Source organism: Acinetobacter sp. YH01022 (genome assembly GCF_013420235.1).
Taxonomy (GTDB): Bacteria; Pseudomonadota; Gammaproteobacteria; order Pseudomonadales; family Moraxellaceae; genus Acinetobacter.
Map to the genome: position 1 here is coordinate 46,358 of NZ_VOYP01000015.1, position 23,167 is coordinate 69,524.

The 23,167-nt window shown below is 43.2% G+C and carries 25 protein-coding genes and 1 pseudogene; 6 read left to right on the forward strand and 20 right to left on the reverse strand.

The window, feature by feature from the left end:
* Positions 1-2: 2 nt before the first annotated feature.
* Positions 3-818 (forward strand): arginyltransferase, encoded by an 816-nt coding sequence (locus FTT87_RS07340; RefSeq protein WP_180043008.1) that lies wholly within the window; start codon positions 3-5, stop codon positions 816-818.
* 11 nt (positions 819-829) lie between these two features.
* Here the strand turns inward: FTT87_RS07340 and rimI are convergent, their stop codons facing one another.
* The 7 genes from rimI to FTT87_RS07375 all read right to left on the reverse strand — a co-directional run bounded on the left by rimI (position 830) and on the right by FTT87_RS07375 (position 8,842).
* Entirely contained in the window at positions 830-1,288 is a 459-nt protein-coding gene (gene rimI / locus FTT87_RS07345) for a ribosomal protein S18-alanine N-acetyltransferase (protein WP_180043009.1), read from the reverse strand.
* 102 nt (positions 1,289-1,390) lie between these two features.
* The gene (locus FTT87_RS07350; RefSeq protein ID WP_180043010.1) at positions 1,391-2,272 is read right to left on the reverse strand and encodes a metal-dependent hydrolase; all 882 of its coding nucleotides are present in this window, start codon (positions 2,270-2,272) and stop codon (positions 1,391-1,393) included.
* Between the two features lie 382 nt (positions 2,273-2,654).
* The gene (tuf, locus tag FTT87_RS07355; RefSeq protein ID WP_180043011.1) at positions 2,655-3,845 is read right to left on the reverse strand and encodes an elongation factor Tu; all 1,191 of its coding nucleotides are present in this window, start codon (positions 3,843-3,845) and stop codon (positions 2,655-2,657) included.
* Between the two features lie 96 nt (positions 3,846-3,941).
* Complete coding sequence (fusA, locus tag FTT87_RS07360; protein ID WP_180043012.1) at positions 3,942-6,080, reverse strand: elongation factor G; 2,139 nt, start codon at positions 6,078-6,080, stop codon at positions 3,942-3,944.
* 132 nt (positions 6,081-6,212) lie between these two features.
* Positions 6,213-6,683 (reverse strand): 30S ribosomal protein S7, encoded by a 471-nt coding sequence (gene rpsG, locus FTT87_RS07365; protein WP_004648014.1) that lies wholly within the window; start codon positions 6,681-6,683, stop codon positions 6,213-6,215.
* A 178-nt stretch (positions 6,684-6,861) separates the two neighbouring features.
* Positions 6,862-7,236, reverse strand: a complete 375-nt coding sequence (rpsL, locus tag FTT87_RS07370; RefSeq protein WP_004648013.1) for a 30S ribosomal protein S12 — start codon at positions 7,234-7,236, stop codon at positions 6,862-6,864.
* A gap of 178 nt (positions 7,237-7,414) precedes the next feature.
* Positions 7,415-8,842 carry an EcsC family protein gene (locus FTT87_RS07375; protein ID WP_180174608.1) on the reverse strand — a complete coding sequence of 476 codons (1,428 nt, stop codon included), beginning with the start codon at positions 8,840-8,842 and terminating at the stop codon, positions 7,415-7,417.
* 282 nt (positions 8,843-9,124) lie between these two features.
* Here FTT87_RS07375 and FTT87_RS07380 point away from each other — a divergent pair, with 282 nt between their 5' ends.
* Positions 9,125-10,354 carry a beta-ketoacyl synthase N-terminal-like domain-containing protein gene (locus FTT87_RS07380; RefSeq protein ID WP_166170798.1) on the forward strand — a complete coding sequence of 410 codons (1,230 nt, stop codon included), beginning with the start codon at positions 9,125-9,127 and terminating at the stop codon, positions 10,352-10,354.
* Positions 10,355-10,425: 71 nt separating this feature from the next.
* Positions 10,426-10,878 (forward strand): protoporphyrinogen oxidase HemJ, encoded by a 453-nt coding sequence (gene hemJ, locus FTT87_RS07385; RefSeq protein ID WP_180043014.1) that lies wholly within the window; start codon positions 10,426-10,428, stop codon positions 10,876-10,878.
* Between the two features lie 64 nt (positions 10,879-10,942).
* Here hemJ and FTT87_RS07390 read toward each other — a convergent pair whose 3' ends face one another.
* The 4 genes from FTT87_RS07390 to FTT87_RS07405 all read right to left on the reverse strand — a co-directional run bounded on the left by FTT87_RS07390 (position 10,943) and on the right by FTT87_RS07405 (position 15,348).
* Complete coding sequence (locus FTT87_RS07390) at positions 10,943-12,403, reverse strand: amino acid permease (RefSeq protein WP_180174609.1); 1,461 nt, start codon at positions 12,401-12,403, stop codon at positions 10,943-10,945.
* Positions 12,404-12,542: 139 nt separating this feature from the next.
* A complete protein-coding gene (locus FTT87_RS07395; RefSeq protein WP_180043016.1) occupies positions 12,543-12,902 on the reverse strand; it encodes a RidA family protein in 360 nt (119 codons plus the stop codon).
* Positions 12,903-12,954: 52 nt separating this feature from the next.
* Entirely contained in the window at positions 12,955-14,052 is a 1,098-nt protein-coding gene (alr, locus tag FTT87_RS07400) for an alanine racemase (protein ID WP_180043017.1), read from the reverse strand.
* Between the two features lie 36 nt (positions 14,053-14,088).
* Positions 14,089-15,348, reverse strand: coding sequence for a D-amino acid dehydrogenase (locus FTT87_RS07405; protein WP_086197650.1), 1,260 nt, complete (start codon positions 15,346-15,348; stop codon positions 14,089-14,091).
* Positions 15,349-15,485: 137 nt separating this feature from the next.
* On the opposite strand from FTT87_RS07405, the gene FTT87_RS07410 reads away from it, so the two are divergent.
* Positions 15,486-15,950, forward strand: coding sequence for an Lrp/AsnC ligand binding domain-containing protein (locus FTT87_RS07410; RefSeq protein WP_180043018.1), 465 nt, complete (start codon positions 15,486-15,488; stop codon positions 15,948-15,950).
* A 60-nt stretch (positions 15,951-16,010) separates the two neighbouring features.
* Here the strand turns inward: FTT87_RS07410 and FTT87_RS07415 are convergent, their stop codons facing one another.
* Positions 16,011-16,655 (reverse strand): HAD-IA family hydrolase, encoded by a 645-nt coding sequence (locus FTT87_RS07415; protein ID WP_180043019.1) that lies wholly within the window; start codon positions 16,653-16,655, stop codon positions 16,011-16,013.
* A 100-nt stretch (positions 16,656-16,755) separates the two neighbouring features.
* Between FTT87_RS07415 and FTT87_RS07420 the strand changes: the two genes are divergently transcribed.
* Complete coding sequence (locus tag FTT87_RS07420; protein ID WP_180043020.1) at positions 16,756-17,523, forward strand: hydroxymethylpyrimidine/phosphomethylpyrimidine kinase; 768 nt, start codon at positions 16,756-16,758, stop codon at positions 17,521-17,523.
* 142 nt (positions 17,524-17,665) lie between these two features.
* On the opposite strand, the gene FTT87_RS07425 is transcribed toward FTT87_RS07420, so the two are convergent.
* From FTT87_RS07425 to FTT87_RS07460, 8 genes and pseudogenes are all read right to left on the reverse strand, one after another.
* Positions 17,666-18,001 carry a YegP family protein gene (locus FTT87_RS07425; protein ID WP_180043021.1) on the reverse strand — a complete coding sequence of 112 codons (336 nt, stop codon included), beginning with the start codon at positions 17,999-18,001 and terminating at the stop codon, positions 17,666-17,668.
* 155 nt (positions 18,002-18,156) lie between these two features.
* Complete coding sequence (locus FTT87_RS07430; protein ID WP_180043022.1) at positions 18,157-18,624, reverse strand: 5-carboxymethyl-2-hydroxymuconate isomerase; 468 nt, start codon at positions 18,622-18,624, stop codon at positions 18,157-18,159.
* Positions 18,625-18,815: 191 nt separating this feature from the next.
* Entirely contained in the window at positions 18,816-19,157 is a 342-nt protein-coding gene (locus FTT87_RS07435; RefSeq protein WP_166170817.1) for a zinc ribbon domain-containing protein YjdM, read from the reverse strand.
* Between the two features lie 97 nt (positions 19,158-19,254).
* A pseudogene (locus FTT87_RS07440) lies at positions 19,255-19,602 on the reverse strand (DUF488 domain-containing protein).
* Between the two features lie 9 nt (positions 19,603-19,611).
* A complete protein-coding gene (locus FTT87_RS07445) occupies positions 19,612-20,064 on the reverse strand; it encodes an SRPBCC family protein (protein WP_180043023.1) in 453 nt (150 codons plus the stop codon).
* 215 nt (positions 20,065-20,279) lie between these two features.
* Positions 20,280-21,380, reverse strand: coding sequence for a catalase family protein (locus FTT87_RS07450; protein WP_180043024.1), 1,101 nt, complete (start codon positions 21,378-21,380; stop codon positions 20,280-20,282).
* 419 nt (positions 21,381-21,799) lie between these two features.
* Entirely contained in the window at positions 21,800-22,180 is a 381-nt protein-coding gene (locus tag FTT87_RS07455; protein ID WP_086197659.1) for a ribonuclease E inhibitor RraB, read from the reverse strand.
* Between the two features lie 156 nt (positions 22,181-22,336).
* Complete coding sequence (locus tag FTT87_RS07460) at positions 22,337-22,588, reverse strand: DUF4041 domain-containing protein (RefSeq protein WP_180043025.1); 252 nt, start codon at positions 22,586-22,588, stop codon at positions 22,337-22,339.
* 123 nt (positions 22,589-22,711) lie between these two features.
* Between FTT87_RS07460 and FTT87_RS07465 the strand changes: the two genes are divergently transcribed.
* Positions 22,712-23,167 (forward strand): transposase (locus tag FTT87_RS07465; protein WP_180082635.1); only part of this gene is annotated, 456 nt, incomplete at its 3' end.

Consider the following 23,167-nt stretch of genomic DNA (forward strand, 5'->3'; position numbering starts at 1 on the left):
CCATGAATTCGTATCACCCAAAGTCCCTGCTCAATGATTTACAGTATTACATTACGCCACCGCATAACTGTAGTTATCTGGAACAAAAATCGGCACGGATGGTCTTTTTAGATCCTGCCCATCGCATTGATGTGGTCAGCCTGTCTGAACTTTCACGTCTGGGGTTTCGTCGTAGTGGCGATTTTGTCTATCGTCCTGAATGCCATCTCTGCCGTCAATGTTTATCTTGCCGCGTACCTGTTTCCGAATTTGAAATGAACAATGCACAAAAGAAGGCATGGAAACGCAATCAGGATCTGACGGTCAAAATTACCCGCACAGCCGATGCTTCCAACATTCATTATCAGCTCTATGAACGCTACATCAATGAACGTCATGCTGATGGTGATATGTTCCCACCAAGTCTGGACCAATTCGAAAAATTTTTAGTACATAGCTGTACGGACAGTTTCTTTATCGAATTCTGGAAAGATGACAAACTGCTGGCTGTTTCTAGCTGCGATCCGCTAGATGATGGAATTTCTGCGGTCTATACCTTCTTTGATCCTGATGAAAGTCGCCGTTCTCTAGGGGTTTTTGCCGTACTCAAACAGATTGAACATGTCAGAGCTTTAAGTTTGCCTTATGTCTATCTAGGCTATTGGGTTCCGCATTCCGATAAAATGAACTATAAATCGCAATATGTACCTTTGGAACTGTTGATTGATGGGCAATGGCGACGCTTAAACCGCTTGCTGAACCCTGAAGAAATTCAGCAATTGGGCAACTCCCTTATGACGACATTACCTTCGGGCTGGAACAACCCCATCATCAAGTAATGTCACCATTCCTATTTAAACAAACTTGCAAAATCATCTGTGCATGCTTTCACCATAATGATGGCATGCTCTTTTGATCCATCCGGATTTGGATAATAATTTTTACGTAAATCGATTTGATGAAAATCTGCTTTTTCATACAGTTTGATGGCTGCAATATTGGATTCGCGAACCTCAAGAAAAATTTGTACGGGATTATTTTTCAGCATAGCAAGCGATGCATCCAGTAGCTTAAAACCTAGACCTTTGCCCTGCTGAGATGGATCAATCGCCATCAACAGCAAATTCGCTTCATCCAGCACAGGTTGTAAAATACAAAATCCAACCACCCGACCATTTTGTTCAATCACTGTGCTCTGATAACTACTGACAGCTTCTTCAAACTGTTTAACGCTCCAGGGATGGCTTTGGACCAATCTTTCAATCTTTGCTACAGTCGACACATCCGCAGCTTGCATCAAACGAATCATCTTCGTTCATCTTATATAAAATTAACCCTCGCATTATAAAAACTTTGTGATAAAAATCGAGTAAAAAAAAGAGCGATCATTATCGCTCTCTCATTTTTCAGCTTAAAAGGCTAATTTAGCCTTCCATTTTTCCAGTAAACTATGGGTATCGACATCATTCGGATGGAAACCTGGCTTGAAATACAACAACATTTCCTTGCCCATACCGGTAATCACGCCTTTAGATGGACTATAGGCATAGCTATAAATCTCCTGCAGTGAATCAAGGTTAAACTGTTGATCCTGTTTTAAAAGACGTGCAAGGAAATAACTTTGTACGATAAATAAAGTGGCCATTGCAATCACCAATGAAGAAGTGCGCAGAGCATATGACTTCACCCCCCTACCAAAGACTTCTTCGAATACATCATATGCCACTGCTTTATGTTCATTTTCTTCAATTGCATGCCACATCCACATCGTTTTCATGGTTTCATCGGTCATGAGTTCCTGGATATAGGCATTGCTTAAAAGCTGCGATGCTATGGTCGCAGTAAAATGCTCAAGTGCAGTGGTTGCAGTCAAATCCACCATTTCCTGAGTAATACCCACAGGTTTAGCTATTTTCGCCATCAATTTACGTGTGGTCTGAATCACTTTATCAGTATAGCGATCTAAGGTCTCCACATCATGCCCATATCTTTGTGCTGATACATTAAAAGCCACATGTTCCTGAGTATGCATAGCTTCCTGGCCAATAAAGGCAGAGATTTCCTTTTGTAACTCTACATTATCTTTTAAGGCAGGATGATGACGTACGGCACGAACACTGTCGATAAAAAATTTTTCGCCTGCAGGAAACAACGCTGATAGCGCTGTCATAAAGTGTGTCAACCCGGCTGAACCATTCATCCAGTATTCCGGTACGTGTTCAAAATCAAAGTTCATACGGCGTACAGGAAAACTCGCACCGGCACGATTGCTCATATTAACCTTTGCATTCATGATGCTTTACTCCTATCTAGCAACGATATAACTAGATTCACTTTTGTTTTTCTTGATTGTTATATTACGTGTTTAAAAACTTGCTATAAGTGCAGATAGGGTCAGGAAAATATCAGTTTAGGACATGAGGAGGAAAAATAATGATGAGTGAAATTATTTTTTCGACGCAAGGGATACAGCACTGCTTTGTTCCGACGCAAGAGAAAAACTGATGATAAGTAAAATTATTTTTTCGACGCAGGAAAAAACAATGCGTCAAATCACTTCTTCGATACAAGAAATAAGCTAAGGTTATACAAGATAAATTTTAAAAAACGAATTAATAAAATAAAAACCATAAAAAAAGCGTCCCAGAGGGACGCTTTTTTTACACAATCAATACTTATGCAGTTACTTTAGCAACAACACCAGCACCAACTGTACGACCACCTTCACGGATCGCAAAACGTAGACCTGGGTCCATTGCGATTGGGTGAATCAATTCTACTGACATTTCTACGTTGTCACCAGGCATAACCATTTCAACGCCTTCTTTCAAAGAAATCGCGCCAGTTACGTCAGTTGTACGGAAATAGAACTGTGGACGGTAACCGTTAAGGAATGGAGTGTGACGACCACCTTCTTCTTTAGAAAGTACGTATACTTCTGCATCGAATTTAGTGTGCGGCTTGATTGTACCTGGTTTAGCAAGTACTTGACCACGTTGAACGTCTTCACGTTTAGTACCACGCAGAAGAACACCACAGTTCTCGCCTGCACGACCTTCGTCAAGCAATTTACGGAACATTTCAACGCCAGTTACAGTTGTTTTAACTGTGTCTTTAATACCTACGATTTCAACTTCTTCGCCTACTTTCACGATACCTGATTCAACACGGCCAGTTACTACCGTACCACGACCAGAAATTGAGAATACGTCTTCGATTGGCATCAAGAATGCTTTGTCGATTGCACGTTCTGGTTCTGGAATGTAAGAGTCAAGCGCTTCAACAAGAGCAAGAACTGAAGACTCGCCGTATTGACCAGCGTCACCGTTAAGTGCAGCCAAAGCTGAACCACGGATAACAGGAGTGTCATCACCAGGGAAGTCATAAGTAGAAAGAAGTTCACGAACTTCCATTTCAACCAGTTCAAGCAACTCTTCGTCGTCTACAAGGTCACATTTGTTCAGGAACACAAGGATGTAAGGTACACCTACTTGGCGAGACAAAAGGATGTGTTCACGAGTTTGTGGCATAGGACCGTCAGTCGCAGCACATACAAGGATCGCACCGTCCATCTGAGCAGCACCAGTGATCATGTTTTTAACATAATCGGCGTGTCCTGGGCAGTCTACGTGAGCGTAGTGACGAGTTGGAGAATCGTATTCTACGTGTGAAGTATTAATGGTAATACCACGTGCTTTTTCTTCTGGTGCAGAGTCAATTGCTGCGTAATCTTTCGCTTCACCGCCGTAAGTTTTTGCACAGATAGTTGCAATTGCAGCAGTTAAAGTAGTTTTACCATGGTCGACGTGACCAATTGTGCCCACGTTTACGTGTGGTTTGTTACGTTCGAACTTAGCCTTAGCCATGAGATCTTCCTTATTAAAATACTTATGGAGGGTTAGCTCCATAAGTGATTTTGGTTTTTAACTATGAATTAGTTTGGGCTTATAGTAATCGAAAGATTACTCGTCGTCACCTTTTTTACCGCCAGACTGGAACTTAGAAATGATGCCTTCAGCCACGTTACGTGGAGTCTCAGCATATTTAGCAAATTCCATAGAGTAAGTCGCACGACCTTGAGACATAGAACGCATTTGAGTCGCGTAACCAAACATCTCAGCCAATGGAACTTCAGCACGGATTGCTTTAGTACCACCAGGTAAATCGTCCATACCCTGAACCATACCACGACGACGGTTTAAGTCACCCATGATATCGCCCATGTAGTCTTCTGGAGTTTCTACTTCAACTTTCATGATTGGTTCAAGAAGAACAGGATCTGCTTTCATGAAACCGTCACGGAAGGCATAAGAACCCGCCATTTTGAACGATAATTCGTCAGAGTCGACATCGTGGTAAGAACCGTCGAACAATGTCGCTTTAATGCCCACAACTGGGTAACCAGCCAAGACACCATTCTTCATACGTTCTTGAATACCTTTATCAACCGCACCGAAGAATTCTTTAGGTACTACACCACCTACAACTTCTTCAGCGAATTCGTATTCTTTACCAGTTTCGTCAACATCAATTGGTTCTAAACGAACATATACGTGACCGAATTTACCTTTACCACCAGTTTGACGTACGAATTTACCTTCTTGCTCAACAGTCTTTTTGATTGTTTCGCGGTAAGCAACCATTGGTTTACCAATGTTCGCTTCAACGTTAAATTCACGTTTCATACGGTCAACAAGGATGTCAAGGTGAAGTTCACCCATACCTGCGATGATTGTTTGACCTGATTCTTCGTCAGTGCGAACACGGAACGATGGATCTTCTTTAGCCAAACGACCAAGTGCGATAGACATTTTCTCTTGGTCAGCTTTAGTCTTAGGCTCTACAGCTAAAGAAATTACTGGCTCAGGGAATTCCATACGCTCTAGAGTAATGATGTTTTTCTCATCACAAAGTGTATCACCAGTAGTAACGTCTTTAAGACCTACACATGCAGCGATATCACCCGCGCGGATTTCTTCAACGTCTTGACGTTCGTTCGCATGCATTTGCACGATACGGCCGATACGTTCACGTTTAGATTTCACTGGGTTATATACTGGGTCGCCTTGTTTAAGCACACCAGAATAAACACGTACGAAAGTTAAGTTACCTACGAATTTGTCGTTCATGATTTTGAACGCAAGCGCAGAGAACGGAGCTTCGTCAGATGCTTCACGAACAGCTTTAGTTTCAGCTTTGTCGTCAAGAATACCTTCGATTGCTTTAACTTCAGTCGGTGATGGCAAGAATTCAATCACAGCATCCAACATACGTTGAACACCTTTGTTTTTGAATGCAGAACCACAAAGCATTGGTTGAATTTCACAAGCCAGAGTTTGAGCACGAAGACCAGCAACGATTTGTTCTTTCGACAAGTCGCCATTGTTCAAATATTCGTCCATCAACTCTTCAGAAGCTTCAGCCGCAGCTTCAACCATGTTAGTACGCCATTCTTCAGCAGTTGCTTGTAGATCAGCAGGAATATCACCATATTCGAATTGCATACCTTGAGATGCTTCATCCCAAATGATTGCTTTCATTTCGATTAGGTCGATTACGCCTTGGAAGTTATCTTCAGCACCAACTGGGATAACAACAGGTACAGGGTGAGCACCTAGACGAGTTTTCATTTGCTCAACAACACGGAAGAAGTTGGCACCGGTACGGTCCATCTTGTTCACGAATGCTAAACGAGGAACTTGGTATTTGTTCGCTTGACGCCATACAGTTTCAGACTGAGGTTGTACACCACCTACAGCACAGTAAACCATACATGCACCGTCAAGAACACGCATAGAACGCTCAACTTCAATTGTGAAGTCAACGTGTCCCGGGGTATCAATTACGTTGATACGGTGTTGGTCGAACTGATTGCCCATACCAGACCAGAAACAAGTAGTAGCAGCAGAAGTAATGGTAATACCACGTTCCTGCTCTTGCTCCATCCAGTCCATAGTTGCTGCACCGTCGTGTACTTCACCTAGTTTGTGAGATACACCTGTGTAGAACAAGATACGTTCTGAAGTCGTGGTTTTACCCGCATCGATGTGCGCAGAAATACCAATATTACGATAACGAGAAATTGGGGTTTGACGAGCCATGATTTCTTGCATTCCTAAATTTTGTTGTTTAAAACAGGACGCTTTAAGCTGCCAAGCAGCTTAAAGCGATTCGATGACAACATGGTGAAAACCAAAATTGCCACCCTCCTGAATAGGGGCTGTTTTATCCGCTTAGAAACGGTAGTGAGAGAAGGCTTTGTTGGCTTCAGCCATACGGTGCACATCTTCACGTTTTTTAATCGCTGAACCCTTACCTTCAGCTGCATCAAGCAACTCGCCAGCAAGACGTAAAGCCATTGTTTTTTCAGAACGCTTAGCAGCAGCGTCTACTAACCAGCGCATAGCTAGGGCAGTACGACGGGATGGGCGTACTTCCATAGGCACTTGATAAGTAGCACCACCAACACGGCGTGCTTTTACTTCGACCATAGGGCGAACTTTTTCAAGAGTAGTCTCGAAAAATTCAACTGGGTCTACTTTAGATTTTTCTTGAACGCGATCTAAAGCACCGTAAACGATACTTTCAGCAATAGATTTTTTACCATCTTGCATTACGTGGTTCATGAATTTAGCGATTGTTTGGCTGCCGAACTTAGGATCCGGAAGGATTTCACGGGCAGCGACTACGCGACGTCTTGGCATTTTAATACACCTATAAATATGACACTTCAGGTTTATCCAGCATGAGTACAAAGTGTCATGTACATTCGCTGGCCTTACTACACGTCGCTTGAATTTCACAAAATTAAATGCAGAAATCAGACAAGCGAGACGATAAAGGATTGCGGTTCTACGTTCTTAAAAAGCTAATCTAAACAGATTATTTCTTAGGACGTTTAGTACCGTATTTAGAACGAGACTGGTTACGATCTTTAACACCAGCGCAGTCTAAAGAACCACGAACGGTATGGTAACGTACACCTGGTAAGTCTTTAACACGACCACCACGGATAAGCACAACACTGTGCTCTTGTAGGTTATGGCCTTCACCACCGATATAGCTTGATACTTCAAAACCAGAAGTTAAGCGAACACGGCAAACTTTACGCATTGCTGAGTTAGGTTTTTTAGGTGTAGTTGTGTAAACACGTGTACAAACACCACGACGTTGTGGACAAGCCTTCAACGCAGGAACTTTTGATTTTTCAATCAAAGTCGTACGACCCTTACGGATCAACTGATTTGTTGTTGCCATTTGGCAATTCTCCCGTTAATAAAAAGCCTCAAAAAAATACCACTTTTTGAGGGCACACAATTGTAAGCGAAGATAGAAAAATGGTCAATATTCGAGACCATGTCAAATATTGACCACTTACCTGTATATTGGTCAGTAGACGCTTTTTTAAAGACGCAATTCCAGACTTTTATGCACTCTATTTTGTAACTTTTTTCTTGGCGAGCTTAGGGGCTTCATTTTGTTCAGATTGCGAAGCAGCAAGTTGCTCAGTGCCTGCATCAGCTCCTTCAACATCTGCCTGCATATATTCATCTATTTCCGGTTCATCTACCGTGATAGCCGGTTTTTGCGGTTCAACCTGAGCATGCGGTTCAACCATGTGTTCAGCCAAATACTCTAATCCTTGTTCTACCCGCTCACTTTTACGTTCATCATCAACAATGGCATCATCTGCTTTCTTCTTAATAGTTACTTTGGCAATCGTGCCATGCCCTTGCACCGGAATGTCCTGATCAAGTTTAAGCTCGCCGGAATTTGGCTCGTCTTTAGTAAAGGGATTTAACAATCTTGGCGCTGCCTGCGCCAACAACTCCAGGGATTTTTCATAAGCCGCAATAGGAGACAACTCCACTCCCTGATGCTGCTGCAAATAGCTTCTGGCATGGGAAAATATTTGCTGGGCTTTCTGGTTGACATCTTCCACCAGTTTCCAGCTATAGGCTGCACCTATACCTGCTCCGGCAACAGGCGTTAATTTACTGATCAATGAAAGGTTTGGGAGATGATTTAACCAGTTCCATTTTATGTCGCCATTTTCATTGACCAGCCATTTTTTCAGTGGCTCACTGTCATTGCTGGAACCCAGCATGTTTTGCAATTGTGCAGTGTCATTGGTTTGCAGCATATTAGAAACGATTTTCAGTGCCATCAATACACTCTGCTTTTCAGCAATCTGGCTCAAGTCGATTTGTTTAAACACAAACTGGACAATATCCTGTTCGGTATCTTTGTTCAATTCAAAGCCATAGGCACGCCCGACCTGATAAATCATGCGCAAGGACATGAGCAGTGATAAAGGCACGTCAATCGCTGAACCAACTACGCCTGTGGCACCGGTAACAGCCCCCTGTATAGAAGCCAGCCATTTGTTTTGTTCAGCCAAAGCCTGGCTCAACCGTTTGGAACGGTCGACATCCTGAGTCAGTTCCTGTAAATCTTTTGCTCCAGCCTGATCCAGTACAGTATCTACAGAACTGAGATTTGAAGTGAACTGATTTAAATGGTCAAAAAAATAGTCCGAAACCTTGTCTGAAAAGTCCGGCACAACAAAACTGGCCACACGATTCACTTTGCTGTACTGGCGACCCAGTAATTGTCTGGAGACATTGGGTAAATACTCACGCATCATTTGTTGAGGATTATCATATTTTCTGGGTTCAAATACGCTTTGAGAACGGGCACTTCCCTCAATGACATGACCGTTGGCCAAGGCCCCGGAAGCCTTGCCAGCACGCTCGGCAGCCGCGTAATTCAGTGCACTCATTCCTGTTGCACTGATCTTTTTAGCCACTCCCAAAGCATTGGAGAGGAATCCACCTGAATGTTTATTATTGGTATCTGCCATTCTTTTACCCTCATCTTCTATTCTTACAATTATTGATAAATACTAGGTGTAGTCTAAGTTTATCTCAACACGAATGTGTATCTTTTAGTTAATTATGCCGCCTAAACATTACAGATACATACTGTCGAAATAGGCATAATATTTGCCATAAGAATTCAAAACCCTTTCTGCTATCATGAATGCGACCGAAAGACATGAGTAATGCGCTGGATTGAGGTTTTTACTTTTCTGCCTGAATCAGCTGCGTTTACTCAAAAATATCACCATATAAGGGATCTTTAGATGAAGCGTGTTGTAATCACTGGTATGGGTATCAACTCATGCATTGGTAATTCTTTAGAAGATGTCACTCATTCTTTACAAAACGGGATTTCTGGAACACGTTTTAACCCGACTTATGCAGAATTAAACTTTAAGAGCCATGTCAGTGCAGCCGCTGAACAAGATTTTGACCATATTGACCGTAAATTGAAACGCTTTATGGGTGTTTGTGCCATGTATGCCTACAACTCGGCAGTTGCTGCGGTAGAACATGCAGGTTTAAGCGTTGAAGATTTGGCGGGCAACCCACGTTATGGGATTACCGGTGGTTCAGGTGGTGGTTCAACTGCATCTGTCATTGAAATGAACGAATTACTGCAAACCAAGGGTGCGCGTAAAGTAGGTCCTTTCTTTGTTCCTCGCAACATGACCAACACCATTACCGCAAACGTAGGTGTGGCATTCAAATTACAAGGTGTGGCACATACCATTACCAGCGCATGTGCTACTTCTGCAGATGCCATTGGTTATGCCTATAACCTGATTCAACTCGGCAAACAGGATTTAATGCTTGCTGGTGGTGGTGAAGAAGATCACTGGTCTCAAAGCTTGCTGTTTGATGCGATGGGTGCACTTTGCTCTAAATACAATGACACGCCTGAAACAGCGTCTCGCCCATATTCGGCTGACCGTGACGGTTTCGTGATTGCCGGTGGTGGTGGTTTTGTGGTGCTTGAATCACTGGAACATGCGCAAGCACGTGGTGCAAATATCCTGGCTGAAGTAGTTGGCTATGCTGCAAACAGTGATGGTGCAGACATGGTTGCTCCAAGCGGTGAAGGCGCAACACGCTGCATTCTGATGGCCCTTGAAGAAGCGAAACAGCATGGCGTTGACAAGATTGACTATGTGAATACCCATGGTACTTCAACTCCAGCTGGTGACGTGACTGAACTGAAAGCCATGGAACGTGCATTTGGTGAAGGTCAAGTACCGCCTATCAGCTCAACCAAGTCTATGACCGGTCACAGCCTGGGTGCTGCGGGCGTGCATGAAGCCATTTACTCTGTTTTGATGATGCAAAATGACTTTATTGCGCCAAACATCAACGTGACTGAACTGGATGAAGGTGCAAAACCGTTTGATATCGTACTTGAAAAACGTGACGCAAAATTGAATACTGTGATGAGTAACAGTTTCGGTTTTGGCGGTGTAAATGCTTGTCTCGTTTTCAAAAAATGGGAAGGCTAAGCTAAGAAGTGTTGATCATTCAGCCATGGATGATCAACTTCTGCCACACTGCCCTTTAAAAGGGTGAATGGATGGATGCTCCTTCTGATGCTTTCTTGTGGGTAAAAGCATTACATATTATTGCTGTGGTTTGCTGGTTTGCTGCATTGTTCTACCTGCCACGTCTATACGTTTACCATGCCATGAGTGATGATGCAGTGAGTCATCAGCGTTTTGAAGTCATGGAACGTAAGCTATACCGTGGCATCATGTGGCCCTCAATGGTTGCAACACTCATCACCGCGCACTTTCTGGTCGATTGGGGTGATGCAACGCGTCATTACCACGACGCACTGTGGTTTTACCTGAAAGTCGGATTGGTCGGATTATTGGTAATTTATCATTTTGTTTGTGGTTATTACCGTAAAAAACTGATTGGCAATGCACATTACAAATCACACAAGTTCTGGCGCTTCTTTAATGAAATGCCAACGCTGATTTTATTTGCCGTGGTAATTCTAGTGGTAGTGAAACCCATTTTCTAAGCATCAAAAAAGCCCTCAATCGAGGGCTTTTTTACATCTGACAAAAACCATATCTGAGAGAAACTTAGTTCAACATTTCCTGATTGCGTTTCACCAGCATGTCCTGATGACGTTTACGGATCCGCGGTTTATACAGGAGATGATAAGTCACGGCTAAAATAAGCAGCCAAATCGGACTGATCATCAGGGCACGCAAAGTATCGGCTTCCAGACTTAAAATAATCAAAGTAAAGAATAAGAACACCAGTACCACATAGGACATCCATATCCCGCCCGGCATTTTAAAGGCTGACTGGGCATGCAGTTCTGGGCGCAGTTTACGGTAACGGATATAGCACACCATGATGATGCTCCAGATACTGATAAACAAAATCACGCACAGCGAACTTGCTAAAGTAAAGGCTTCAACCGTGTTTGGTACAAAGTATTGTAATGCTGCACCCGCCATAATAAAGGCACAAGAGAACAATAAACCTTTGGCAGGCACAGCACGCTTAGACAATTGCGCCAGGTTTTGAGGAGCCTGCCCTTCCCGCGCCAAGCCAAACAGCATGCGTGATGTTGAAAACACACCACTGTTCATGGAGGACATGACCGATGACAGCACCACCAGGTTCATGATAATCGCTGCTGCACCAATACCCGCATGCATGAACAGCGACACAAAGGGACTTTGATCCGCAGGAATCTGGTTCCACGGGGTCACCGACATCACAATGAATAACGACAACACATAGAATAAAATAATCCGGGTCGGAATGGCATTCACCGCTTTGGGCAAATTCTTTTCAGGGTCTTGGGTTTCTGCTGCCATAGTTCCGATCAGTTCCACACCGACAAAAGCGAATAAGGCAATCTGGAAACCAGCCAGAAAACCGCTGCCACCTTGCGGAAACATGCCGCCATGCGACCAGACATTACTAAAACTGGCAAACGAACCACCCGGCGCATGAAAATGGTTAAACACCATAAATCCGCCAATACCAATCAGTCCCAAAATGGCTAAAATTTTGATGAGAGCAAACCAGAATTCAATTTCACCAAACAGACGTACGGCGAGCATATTAATACCGAGCACCAGTAACACGCAGGCCACGCTGATCATGGCCTGTCCTGATGGGGTAAAGGCCATACCTTCAGGCAGCCAAAAGCTGAGATAGTTGATAATAGCAGCCAAGTCTGCGATGCCAACCAGCACCCAGCCCAGCCAGTAGGACCAGCCAATATAGTAGCCTGCACCCGGACCAATCAGGTCATGCGCCATATCGATAAAGGATTTGTAATGCAGGTTGGAGAGTAAAATTTCGCCCAATGCACGCATCAGGAAAAAGAACATGGTACCAATGATGGTATAGATCAATAAAATTGAAGGGCCAGCCAGGGAGATGGTTTTGCCTGAGCCCATAAACAGGCCTGTCCCAATCGCGCCACCAATGGCAATAAGTTGCAGGTGACGGTTGGACAGTTTTCGTTGTAGTTCATGCGATGATGCCTGGGCATCGTCTGCTCGTGGTGTAGTGGTCATAACTGAACATCCTTTTAACATACGATTGCGTGTAAACCATGTGCTTTACATTGCCAGTCATCCCAACCAGCGACATTTACACGCCAGGCAGCACATCGGTCTCAACCGCTTTGCTGCCATACGGGGGAGATTTTTGACATTAAGGCTGTGCCGCCGTTACCGCAATTTCAATCAACCAGTCCGGATTGACTAGATCTGCCTGAATGGTGGCACGTGAAGGAGGAGTACAACCTTTCATCCAGTCAATCCAGATGGCATTGACGGTTGAAAAGTCAGCGAGATTTTTAATATAAAGCTGTGCAGACAGCAGTCGGGATTTATCGGTTCCGGCCAAAGCCAGCAGTTCATCAATGGTGGCTAAAATTTCATGGGTCTGACCTGCGACACCATTACCGGTGTTCTTAGGTACTTGTCCTGACAGATAAACTACCTGATTGAACACCGTCACGGCGCTCATGACGGCGTTGCTATTGAACTTTTCTATATCGCTATGAGACATCTACATTTCCTTGTATCAATAAATTGAATGAATGATCTGATTTTTTAAAAATTTAATCTTGGATAAAATTGACGCGTGCAGTGACAGCACACATCAGCTCATAGCCAATGGTGCCTGAACCTGCCGCCACTTCATCAATACTAAGCACAGTGCCATGTTTCGATGTACCCCACAGCACCACTTCACTACCGACTTGGGCACTTGGGAGATGAGATAAATCGACCGCGAGCATATCCATGCCGACACGTCCGACCAAACTGCTGCGTTGACCATCGACTAAAATGGGCGTACCTGTTGCGGTAATGCGCTGATAACCATCGGCATAACCGCAAGCCACCACACCAATACGCATATCAGTTTCAGCAATGAACTTTGAGCCGTAACCTACACTATCCCCCGCTTTAAGCTGTTGAACGGCAATGATCTCACTACGCAGACTCATTGCAGGCTGCAGGTTCCAGTCATCAATGCTATGTGCGGGGAAATCGGGAGAACTGCCGTAAAGCATAATACCGCTACGAATCACATCCGATTGCAACTGCTGATGGCGTAAGATGGCTGCACTGTTAGATACGGAACGCGCGCCCGGCAGATCCTGAATGACGGCATCGAAAATTTGACACTGATGTTCGATGCCAGAACGGCCCAAACGATCTCCGTCAGCATCGGAGAAATGCATCATGTGAGTGATGCTTTGAACATTATTCATTTGAGATAATTGTTGCCAGATGTCGCGGTAATGAACAGCCGTAAAACCCAGACGGTTCATACCACTGTTCATTTTTAAATAAACATCAAACCGGGCTGGTCTGGGGAATCGGGCTAACCATTCAATCTGATATTGGCTATGAAGGGTGAAACTCAAATTCAGCTCATCACAGTCAAACAGATCTTGCTCGGAAAAGATGCCTTCAAGCAATAAGACAGGACCTTTCCAGCCCAGAGCACGAATGCGTTTCGCCTCTGCCAAATCGAGCAGCGCAAAACCATCGGCAGATTTGAAAGCTTGATAGACACGCTCAATACCATGACCATAGGCATTCGCTTTCACCACCGCATAGACTTGGCTATTCGGCATTTTGGTACGGGCAACATTTAAATTGTGCTGCAGTGACTGACGATGAATCACTGCAGTAATGGGACGTGGCATGTTGTTCTTCCTTGAATCAATATGACCTAAAACAGATTAGGCTGCTGAAGGGTAACGTTGGATCGATAGACCTTCGGTACTGATGTCCGGTTGATGATTCATGACCAGGTCGCTGATCAACTTGCCTGAACCGCAGGCCATGGTCCATCCCAGCGTGCCGTGACCAGTGTTGAGGAACAGGTTTTTGAAACGCGTTGCGCCAATAATCGGGGTAGAATCTGGCGTCATTGGACGTAAACCGGTCCAGAATGTCGCTTCTGCAAGGTTTCCACCTGGGAATAAATCTTTGGTGACCATTTCCAGAGTCGCACGACGATCCTGGTTCAAGCCATGGTTAAAACCACTCAGCTCAGCCATACCCCCCACCCGGATACGCTGATCAAAACGGGTAATCGCAATCTTGTAAGTCTCATCCAGCACGGTAGACTGCGGTGCAAATGCAGGATCTACAATAGGAATGGTCAGTGAATAGCCTTTCACCGGATAAACCGGCAGGTTCAGGTGCAATGGTTTTAAAAAGTCACGTGAATAACTGCCAAACGCCAAGACATAACGGTCTGCAGTGAGGACTTGTCCATTTACCACCACGCCCTTGATATCATCGCCTTCAACCACCAGTTTTTCAACATTTTGGTTGAACTTAAACTCTACACCCAGCTCTTTGGCCAAGTTTGCCAGTGCATTGGTAAAGAGGTAGCAATCGCCGGTTTCATCATTTGGCAGATGCAGGCCACCGACCAGTTTATCTTTGGCAAATTCCAAAGCCGGCTCCACTTTGGCCAGATCATCTTTGAGCAAAAGTTCATGCTCCACACCGCATTCTTTTAACACCTGAATGTCACGTTGAACCATGTCTAGTTGCGCTTCATTACGAAAAACTTGCAAAGTGCCTTTAGAACGGTTTTCATAATGAATGCCGGTCTCTTTACGCAGCTCTCTGAGGCAGTCACGGCTATACTCTGCCACCCGGGTCATGCGCTCTTTATTAATCGCATAACTATGTGGATTACAGTTCTTGAGCATCTGCGCCATCCACTGTAATTGCCACATGCTGCCATCCATATTGATGGCGAGCGGTGCATGATGCTGGAACATCCACTTGACTGCTTTGAATGGAATACCGGGTGCTGCCCATGGCGTCGAATAACCCGGCGAAACCTGACCTGCATTGGCAAAACTGGTTTCTTCAGCAGGACCAGACTGACGGTCCAAGACAGTAACGGTTGCTCCCTGTTGTGCGAGGTAATACGCACTTGCAACACCAATGACACCACTACCTAAGACAATTACACGCATTGCTTATCCCTAACGCATACTAGTTTATTTCACTAGTATATTTTTTGATTGATAGTTTTTTTCACTGTTTTAAGCACTATAATCCAGGTAATTTAATAGTTTCGTCGCGAAAAAATTCTAAAAAAAGGAAAATCATAATGCGTAAATTGGATCGTATAGATCAGCAGATTCTGGATATTTTGCAGTGCGATGGACGGATTGCCATCAGCGAATTGGCATTTCGGGTCAACCTGTCTACCACCCCCTGTTCGGAACGGGTCAAACGTCTGGAACGCGATGGCATCATCATGGGCTATTACGCGCGGCTGAATCCGCAACTGGTCGATCGCAACTTGCTGGTATTTTTAGAAATAAAACTATCCGCCAAATCAGGCGATGTGTTCGATCAGGTTGCACGCGATTTGGTGGAAATTCCTGAAGTTCTGGAATGTCACCTGATTTCAGGCGAATTTGACTATCTGGTGAAAGCACGCTTAAAAGAAATGAGCGCCTATCGACGTCTACTTGGCGACTTACTCAAAAAACTTCCCTCCTCCGCTTCCTCACACAGTTACATTGTCATGGAGGAAGTGAAGGAAAGTTTTTATCTGGATCTACGTTAACGGTCCCAAAAGCTTGATTCAGGGGAGGTACTCAGGGAACTACTTGCTTGTATTGAGTGATCAAAAAAATTGAAGCAGATCGGAAAATTTGGCTATCCGTGCTTTAGGTTTTGCCTGAGTAAGCTCCGCATCAGAACCATAACCATAGTCCACTGCGATGGTGTCTATACCATTGCTGCGAGCACCAAAAATATCATGCTCACGGTCACCCACCATCACACATTCAGCCGGATCTAACTTTTCCTTTTCAAGGATATAGGCAATCAAATCGCCCTTGTTGGTACGCTCACCATTCAGCTCACTGCCATAAGCATAAGTAAAATATTGCAGCAGATCAAAATGTTCTAAAATCTGCTTGGCATAGATTTGAGGTTTTGCCGTAGCCAAATACAAACGGAAACCTTTTTGCTGCAAGGTTTGCAAAGTTGCAGCCACATCTTCAAAAACATGATTTTCATACAAGCCGGTCACAGCAAAACGTTCCCGATAGCCCATCAAGGCCTGTTCAGCCAAAACATCATCCACCGGCACATTTAAAATTTTCGCCAAAGATGCCTGCAAAGGTGGACCAATAATCCAGTCTATGTTGACGTCATCGGCAATCGGATGACCTACTTTGGCCAGACCATAACGCGCTGAAGTGGTAATCCCTACTTTGGGATCAGTTAATGTTCCATCCAAATCAATCAAAATATTCTTAATCACCCACCGACCCTTCAACCTAAATTTTACTTCACAAATACTATCGAGACTTGGCTCAAAGTTGCCTATACTAACGCAAATTTTGTGATTTAAGGACATCATTGTGCGCCCTACTGTACTTTGCTTTTCTGGTTTAGATCCATCCGGTGGCGCTGGCTTACAGGCAGATATTGAAGCGATTGGCCAAAGTGGTGCACATGCAGCAATTGCCTGTACTGCGCTGACCATTCAAAACTCGCAACAAGTGTTTGGCTTTGAAGCCACTGCGAAAGAATTACTGTTAGCTCAGGCGCATGCCGTGGTGGGTGACTTACCAATTAAATGTGTTAAATCAGGCATGTTAGGCACCACAAACAATATTGCAGCTTTGGCTGAATTTTTACGTGAACATCCTGAATATCTGTATGTGCTCGATCCGGTACTGGTAGCCAATAGTGGCGGTTCACTGGGTGATCAAGCCACACTGGTGAAAGCCTTTGTCGAACTGATTCCGCTAGCGACTGTACTGACCCCGAATACGGTAGAGCTTCGTGCCTTAACCGGTCTTGAAGATATTGACCAGGCAACGGCAAAACTTTTTGCCATGGGCGCCAAAGCAGTTTTAGTCAAAGGCGGACACGAGGATACCCCAGATTATATCCGCAATGCCTTATATATTGATGGCAAGCTGGTGTCTGAAACCCGATGTCCTCGCCTTGAAGGTGAATATCACGGTTCAGGTTGCTCATTGGCCAGTTTCATTGCCGGTCGTTTGGCGCAAGGTGACGATTTAAAACAAGCGGTGAATCATGCAGAAACCTGGCTGTTTGGTGTGCTGAAAAAGGCAGAATCTCCAGTACCAAATGGGCAGCGCATTCCTAAGCGTTTTTAAATCCCTCTACCACATAGAAAGCTGCATAAAAACCTGATGATCAGCCCGCTATTCGGGTTTGATCTCAGACTCTAGCTGGTTTTTCTCTACTCAAAAATAAAGCATGTATTGATACATGCTTTAATCTGAGCATTGATTTGATTTATGCAATCAGGTCCTTAATGGTGGTGCTGGAACCGTTATTTTTTACCGACTCAATTCCTTTCTCGCGTGCCTGCTCACTTGCATACAGTTGGCTGGTGCCAATAATTTGATGATTGGCTGCCTTTAAATTGAAATAAGGCTTACCGTTTTTCGCTTCCAGACGTTCATAGCGGCTATCCTCAGGGCTATTTTTTTGTACGGACTCAATGCCATTCTGTGCCGAAGCTTTGCTCTTGTATAATTCGCTGCTCAGAATCACTTCCCCATTGCCAGCTTTCAAAACAAAGCGATATTGTCCATCGCTGGCCTGACTGACTTCATACCATCCTGCCATATAAAATACTCCCCTTGTTATTGTAAAAGTTATAAAAGAATCGAATTTATATGATTAAAAATACGCTATTTATATGAAATAAAAATGACTTTTTATTTCAAAAAAAGTACATTTTATAATCATTGTTTAGATTTATATTTGAATGATTTATCGTCTTAAATACACGCTTGGCTATTTCTAGCCAAGCACAGTAAACATACATGCAAGAGAAAAATTGCCAACCTATTCTCTCTATACCCGCGGACTAAATCAGGAAGCAAAGCCTTAAACAATTTTTTAGCGTAAGTGGCTTTCTGCATTTCCAATATTTCCACACAAATCTGTACACTGACTTGGCTTTGAGCTGGTATGTGCTGTTCAAGTGTGTGTAGAATCACTTGAGCAATTTGCTGTTGTAACTCCAAACTACATCCAGCCAATAAAGAAACTTTCGCATGGACATAGGCTTGTGAAACATCTCCCAAACCAATGACATAGTCGTGCTGGCAAATGGCACGGCTTTTTAGCTCATTTGCGGCAGTCACATAAGCTCCATCAACCAGCGCCTGATTTAAAGCAAGCAAGAGGGATTTTGCTTGAAAATTTTCTACATTGTCTGAATATTCAAGATGGATATGCGGCATAACAACAATTCTTTAAGATGAAGGACGGTAGTTATAGCATGAAGGGAGTAATCATCAGATAGATATCTCAATGTTGAATCAAGCATAGCCATTATAAAAAACCAATTCCAAAATCATGCGCAAATGGGCACCAGCTCATAAAAAAGCTCCAGCATGTCGCCAGAGCTTTTTTGGTTTTTTAATGTAGTGAATTAAGCTTTTTTCACAAATTCAGATTTTAATTTCATGGCACCAAAACCATCCACTTTACAGTCCAGATCATGACCATCACTTGAGTCAGGTAATAAACGAATATTCTTCGCCTTGGTTCCGACTTTAATCACCGATGAAGAACCTTTAATTTTCAGATCTTTAATCAGGGTAACTGTATCGCCATCAGCAAGCACATTGCCATTTGCATCTTTAATAATTGTAGCCTGTTCAGTACTGCTTTCACCCTCTTTCCACTCATGAGCGCATTCTGGGCAAATCAGCAAATCGCCATCTTGATAAGCATATTCTGAATTACATTTGGGGCAATTTGGCAAAGACATAAAAAAAACCTCAAAAACGCTACTATAGCATTTTATCCGCCAAACACCTGCTAAAACCTTATTTAAATTATGGAATAAATCTACTTAGCAGATGCTTTCACCTTTCCTCTAAAACCTGTTTGAGTACAATCACATGGTTATATCTTTCACTTTTTACTGCGGTGATAAGACTAATTTTTTCCTGTTTAGCGATTTCTCTAATTTGCTGCAACAACTCTGCTTGTGAACGCAGTTCAGCCCTGTAACGTTGCTGAAATTCGTCCCAATGTTCGGGGTCATGCGCATACCATTTTCGCAGCTCAGTCGATGGCGTGATTTCTTTAACCCACAAATCAATTTTGGCATCTTCCTTTTTAATGCCTCTGGGCCACAGTCAGTCAACCAGAATACGTTTGCCATCTGAAGGTAAAACTTCGGCATAGGCACGTTTAATTTGAATTTGCATTGTAAAGCACTATTGATCTGGAATTTCAGGAGTGACCAGTAAAGTGAGCAGTTGCAAAGATTCCTGCCATCCCAAATAACAGGCTTCCACTGGAATAACATCAGGAATACCCGATTGGGTAATATGCACTTCAGTTCCCACCGACACTGCTTTGAATTGAATGACCACTTCAATGTTTCCGGGAAAATTGGGATCATTGAACTGGTCAGTATAGCGTAACAATTGATTGGGAATGATTTCATGATAGGTGCCAGCAAAGGAATGGCTGGAACCAGTAGAAAAATTGCTAAACGACATTTTATAGCTTCCACCCACTTTTGCATCCAGATGATGAACCTTCGCGGTAAAACCATGCGGTGCCATCCATTTAACCAGAGCATCCAGATCAATAAAGGCTTTAAACACCCGTTCTGGGGGTGCGCTCAATACCCGATGCAATTTAACCGTATTACTTTTGCTCATTTTACAACCTCATCTTATTGTTGTTTTTAAATGCTGATCTAAGATGAAAACTATTGCTGTTACTCTATGACTATGTAGGACTTTAATACAATATTAAGCAGGTTTTTCACTTCCTTGTTAATCAGCAATTAAAATATCCCTAAACAGTATAGGTCTAAAACAGCTGCATTCAGGCAGGTATTTTTAGTCTGAGTGTAAAATCCGGCTGTGAATATTTAATCTGGCATATCATCAATATCATTGGGTTCTGTGCGGGGCTGGATGTTCATACAGTGCCGAAAACAGGATGAACGTTCATAAGCCTGCATACGTACACGCATGATGGAACCCAGAGGCTGATGTTGTTTTACCCCATGCCATGGGGTAAAAGACAGCACGTCATCCGAATAAACCCGACGTGCCGGACTGAAGGTATTTTGCCGCGGAAAATGTAAAGTTCCAATGGCCTGATGCGGTGACTCATCCTCATCCCATAAGACCGACGCATCTTCGACAGGCATACGGCCCAGATGAGTACAGAGCTGGGCGCGAATCACATATTCAGCCGTATTATGCTTGAAAAAGTCCTGTACCAGATCACGTATGCCAGAATCATCCTGAATATGCATCTGTAGACCGGTCAACTGCTTCACCGATTCAGATTCAGGTGCCACACTCATTTTGGCAATATAGTTGCCATAACGAAGAGCAGCCATACTGTGATAGGTTTCTCCTAGCACATGATGTTGACTGCGTGCCAGACCTTTTATCATCGTAGATGCTGGCAAGCCAGCGCGATTGAGCAGATGATCCATTCCACGAATGACATTGCGCAGGCTATGCATGACCAGTTCAGGCGTTCTTTCTCCTTCAATGATGAAAGGCAGCATTTGCATATATTTACGTACCGTCCCAAAAGCCAGCACCGGAATATTGACCATCAGGAAATCCTGATTTTTTCCATCGCTTGAATCTTCTGGCAATAAGCGCTCGCCCGGTACATTTAAAATTTTAAGGGCAAAACCATGAGGTGCGGGTGTTTTATCACTACGCAAATCTCCAGAAGCGGCAGACAGACGCACAATGACATCATAATAACCCGGATGGGCAAAAATTCCCTGTGCCAAGTGATTGGGCAGGTTTTCCGGAATGATCAAAATGCCTTTTAAAAAACCATGAGATTTTGCATGTGCATCTCGTACCGCATGACGATGCTTGTCAAAAACCTGAGTATGGGTTTGCGCCATATACTCTACGATGTGCTGAATGTCTGCTTCTTCATTTTCCTGTTTTTGCTCTACTTCTGGACCATAGGCCACATAGTGATTGACTGCCATGCTATGCTCCTTTTTTTCTGGGAATAGAGATAAACTTTTTTGCAATTTATGTATTAATCTAGCAAAGAGTTTTCTTTACAAAGGAAGTGCTTGGTAAATACATTGCAGGTATTTGGTAAACAACGCAGAGAGATGACATTCAAATAGCTGAGTTAAAAATCGCAACACAACCTTATTAAAATCAAATATTTAAATTAAAAATTCAGAAGAATTAAAACAGATAGAAACTTAAAAATAATGAGAAACCCACTTTTAGTCATGCAGCGCTGAGTTTCAGCTCATTTCTGATGCTTTTAATAAAATTTTGCCATTAAAAAAGCCCTAAGCATCTAAATGCTTAAGGCGTGTTTTAACAGGTTCAATCCGATTGGCTTAACTTGGATCATCCCCAACCTGTTAATTTTTTTTAGGAATATGGATTAACTTTTGACTTCATTTTCCCATTCTTCATCTTCATAGACATAGGCCATGCAGCCCCAGCCATCATATTCGCCATCATATTGCGTCGCAATTTTAGTGAACCATTCTTCCAGATCGACGATGTCTGAATATTCAGGTTCCATATACACATAAATGGTAATAATCCACTCGACCGTATCGGCTTCTTCATCTTCAAACAGGCTAATTTTTTGCTCTTCTTTAAGCAGATAAAGTGCACATTTTTGTGCCTGTTCTTCAGACTGAAAAGCAATGGAAAATTCAATTTCATGCGCTTCGGTCAGGTCATCGCCATCTTCGGCCATTTGCCAAAGTACATTACCATTTTCATCATCGGGGAATTGTTCAAAATCGCGTGTCATGGAGCGTTTCCTTATTGTAATTAGGTACCAGCTATATCATGCCATATAGATTAGCTCAAGTTTGTTTCAGTTTATCTATTTAACTATATTAGCTTAACTACAGCACTTGTGCTGATGAACAATATCTCTTTCTACCATTTTTACAGATCGCTGGTATTAGCCTTCCACCCTCTGCTGTTGCAATTCACTTGGCCCAGTCTGTTGCTGTGCCTTGAAGGCTAAAACCAGGGCTGTAAGTTTAAATTCTTCCAGACGTAACTTTAAAAATGATTCATGAATTCGGGTATGACCGAATGCTTCTCCATAATGATTGATCAGGATAAAGTCATCTTGCAGCGCCTGAATAAACAGGTCCACAGTGTCATGGTCTAATTGGGATAAATACAGATCAGCTTTACTGTTAAACACATGAGTAACCAGAGCGATGGCAGAAAGTTGGCGATTTTCTTCGACATAGGGACTGTTCTAAATTTTGTGTAAGTACTTAATTTTCATTTATCCTTCAGAGGATAATTACAAAAGGTACTTCACATGGATGAAGCAACAATCAAAAGTATGGCTGCCGAATTGGCTAAAGGTCTAAAAACACCAGAAGACTTAAACCAAATGACAGCAGTCTTTAAAAAATTCATGATTGAAACTGCACTCAATACTGAACTTTCAGACCATCTGGGTTATGAAAAGCATCAGCCCAAGAAAGGCTCAAATAGCCGTAATGGTTTTAGCTCCAAAACAGTTCTAACACAAGATGGGCAGCTTGCTTTAGATATCCCTCGTGATCGTGACGGCTCTTTTGAACCACAGATTATTAAGAAGCATCAAACGCGCATTACTAGCATGGATGATCAAATTCTTTCGCTATATGCGAAAGGAATGACAAATAGAGAAATTGTTGCTTTCTTTAAAGAAATGTACGATGCCGATGTATCTGCCTCCCTTATTAGTAAGGTGACGGATGCTGTCATTGAACAAGTGACAGAATGGCAA

Excerpts from the sequence above, each read along its gene's own strand:
- FTT87_RS07455 (WP_086197659.1), bottom strand. The coding sequence starts at position 22,180 with ATGACACGCGATTTTGAACAATTCCCCGATGATGAAAATGGTAATGTA.
- alr (WP_180043017.1), bottom strand. The coding sequence starts at position 14,052 with ATGCCACGTCCCATTACTGCAGTGATTCATCGTCAGTCACTGCAGCAC.
- FTT87_RS07435 (WP_166170817.1), bottom strand. The coding sequence starts at position 19,157 with ATGTCTTTGCCAAATTGCCCCAAATGTAATTCAGAATATGCTTATCAA.
- FTT87_RS07425 (WP_180043021.1), bottom strand. The coding sequence starts at position 18,001 with ATGGCAGGATGGTATGAAGTCAGTCAGGCCAGCGATGGACAATATCGC.
- FTT87_RS07395 (WP_180043016.1), bottom strand. The coding sequence starts at position 12,902 with ATGTCTCATAGCGATATAGAAAAGTTCAATAGCAACGCCGTCATGAGC.
- fusA (WP_180043012.1), bottom strand. The coding sequence starts at position 6,080 with ATGGCTCGTCAAACCCCAATTTCTCGTTATCGTAATATTGGTATTTCT.
- hemJ (WP_180043014.1), top strand. The coding sequence starts at position 10,426 with ATGGATGCTCCTTCTGATGCTTTCTTGTGGGTAAAAGCATTACATATT.
- FTT87_RS07375 (WP_180174608.1), bottom strand. The coding sequence starts at position 8,842 with ATGGCAGATACCAATAATAAACATTCAGGTGGATTCCTCTCCAATGCT.
- FTT87_RS07430 (WP_180043022.1), bottom strand. The coding sequence starts at position 18,624 with ATGCCGCATATCCATCTTGAATATTCAGACAATGTAGAAAATTTTCAA.
- FTT87_RS07410 (WP_180043018.1), top strand. The coding sequence starts at position 15,486 with ATGCGTAAATTGGATCGTATAGATCAGCAGATTCTGGATATTTTGCAG.
- rpsG (WP_004648014.1), bottom strand. The coding sequence starts at position 6,683 with ATGCCAAGACGTCGCGTAGTCGCTGCCCGTGAAATCCTTCCGGATCCT.
- FTT87_RS07340 (WP_180043008.1), top strand. The coding sequence starts at position 3 with ATGAATTCGTATCACCCAAAGTCCCTGCTCAATGATTTACAGTATTAC.
- FTT87_RS07380 (WP_166170798.1), top strand. The coding sequence starts at position 9,125 with ATGAAGCGTGTTGTAATCACTGGTATGGGTATCAACTCATGCATTGGT.
- FTT87_RS07405 (WP_086197650.1), bottom strand. The coding sequence starts at position 15,348 with ATGCGTGTAATTGTCTTAGGTAGTGGTGTCATTGGTGTTGCAAGTGCG.
- FTT87_RS07350 (WP_180043010.1), bottom strand. The coding sequence starts at position 2,272 with ATGAATGCAAAGGTTAATATGAGCAATCGTGCCGGTGCGAGTTTTCCT.
- rimI (WP_180043009.1), bottom strand. The coding sequence starts at position 1,288 with ATGATTCGTTTGATGCAAGCTGCGGATGTGTCGACTGTAGCAAAGATT.
- tuf (WP_180043011.1), bottom strand. The coding sequence starts at position 3,845 with ATGGCTAAGGCTAAGTTCGAACGTAACAAACCACACGTAAACGTGGGC.
- FTT87_RS07390 (WP_180174609.1), bottom strand. The coding sequence starts at position 12,403 with ATGACCACTACACCACGAGCAGACGATGCCCAGGCATCATCGCATGAA.
- FTT87_RS07450 (WP_180043024.1), bottom strand. The coding sequence starts at position 21,380 with ATGGCAGTCAATCACTATGTGGCCTATGGTCCAGAAGTAGAGCAAAAA.
- FTT87_RS07445 (WP_180043023.1), bottom strand. The coding sequence starts at position 20,064 with ATGAGCAAAAGTAATACGGTTAAATTGCATCGGGTATTGAGCGCACCC.
- rpsL (WP_004648013.1), bottom strand. The coding sequence starts at position 7,236 with ATGGCAACAACAAATCAGTTGATCCGTAAGGGTCGTACGACTTTGATT.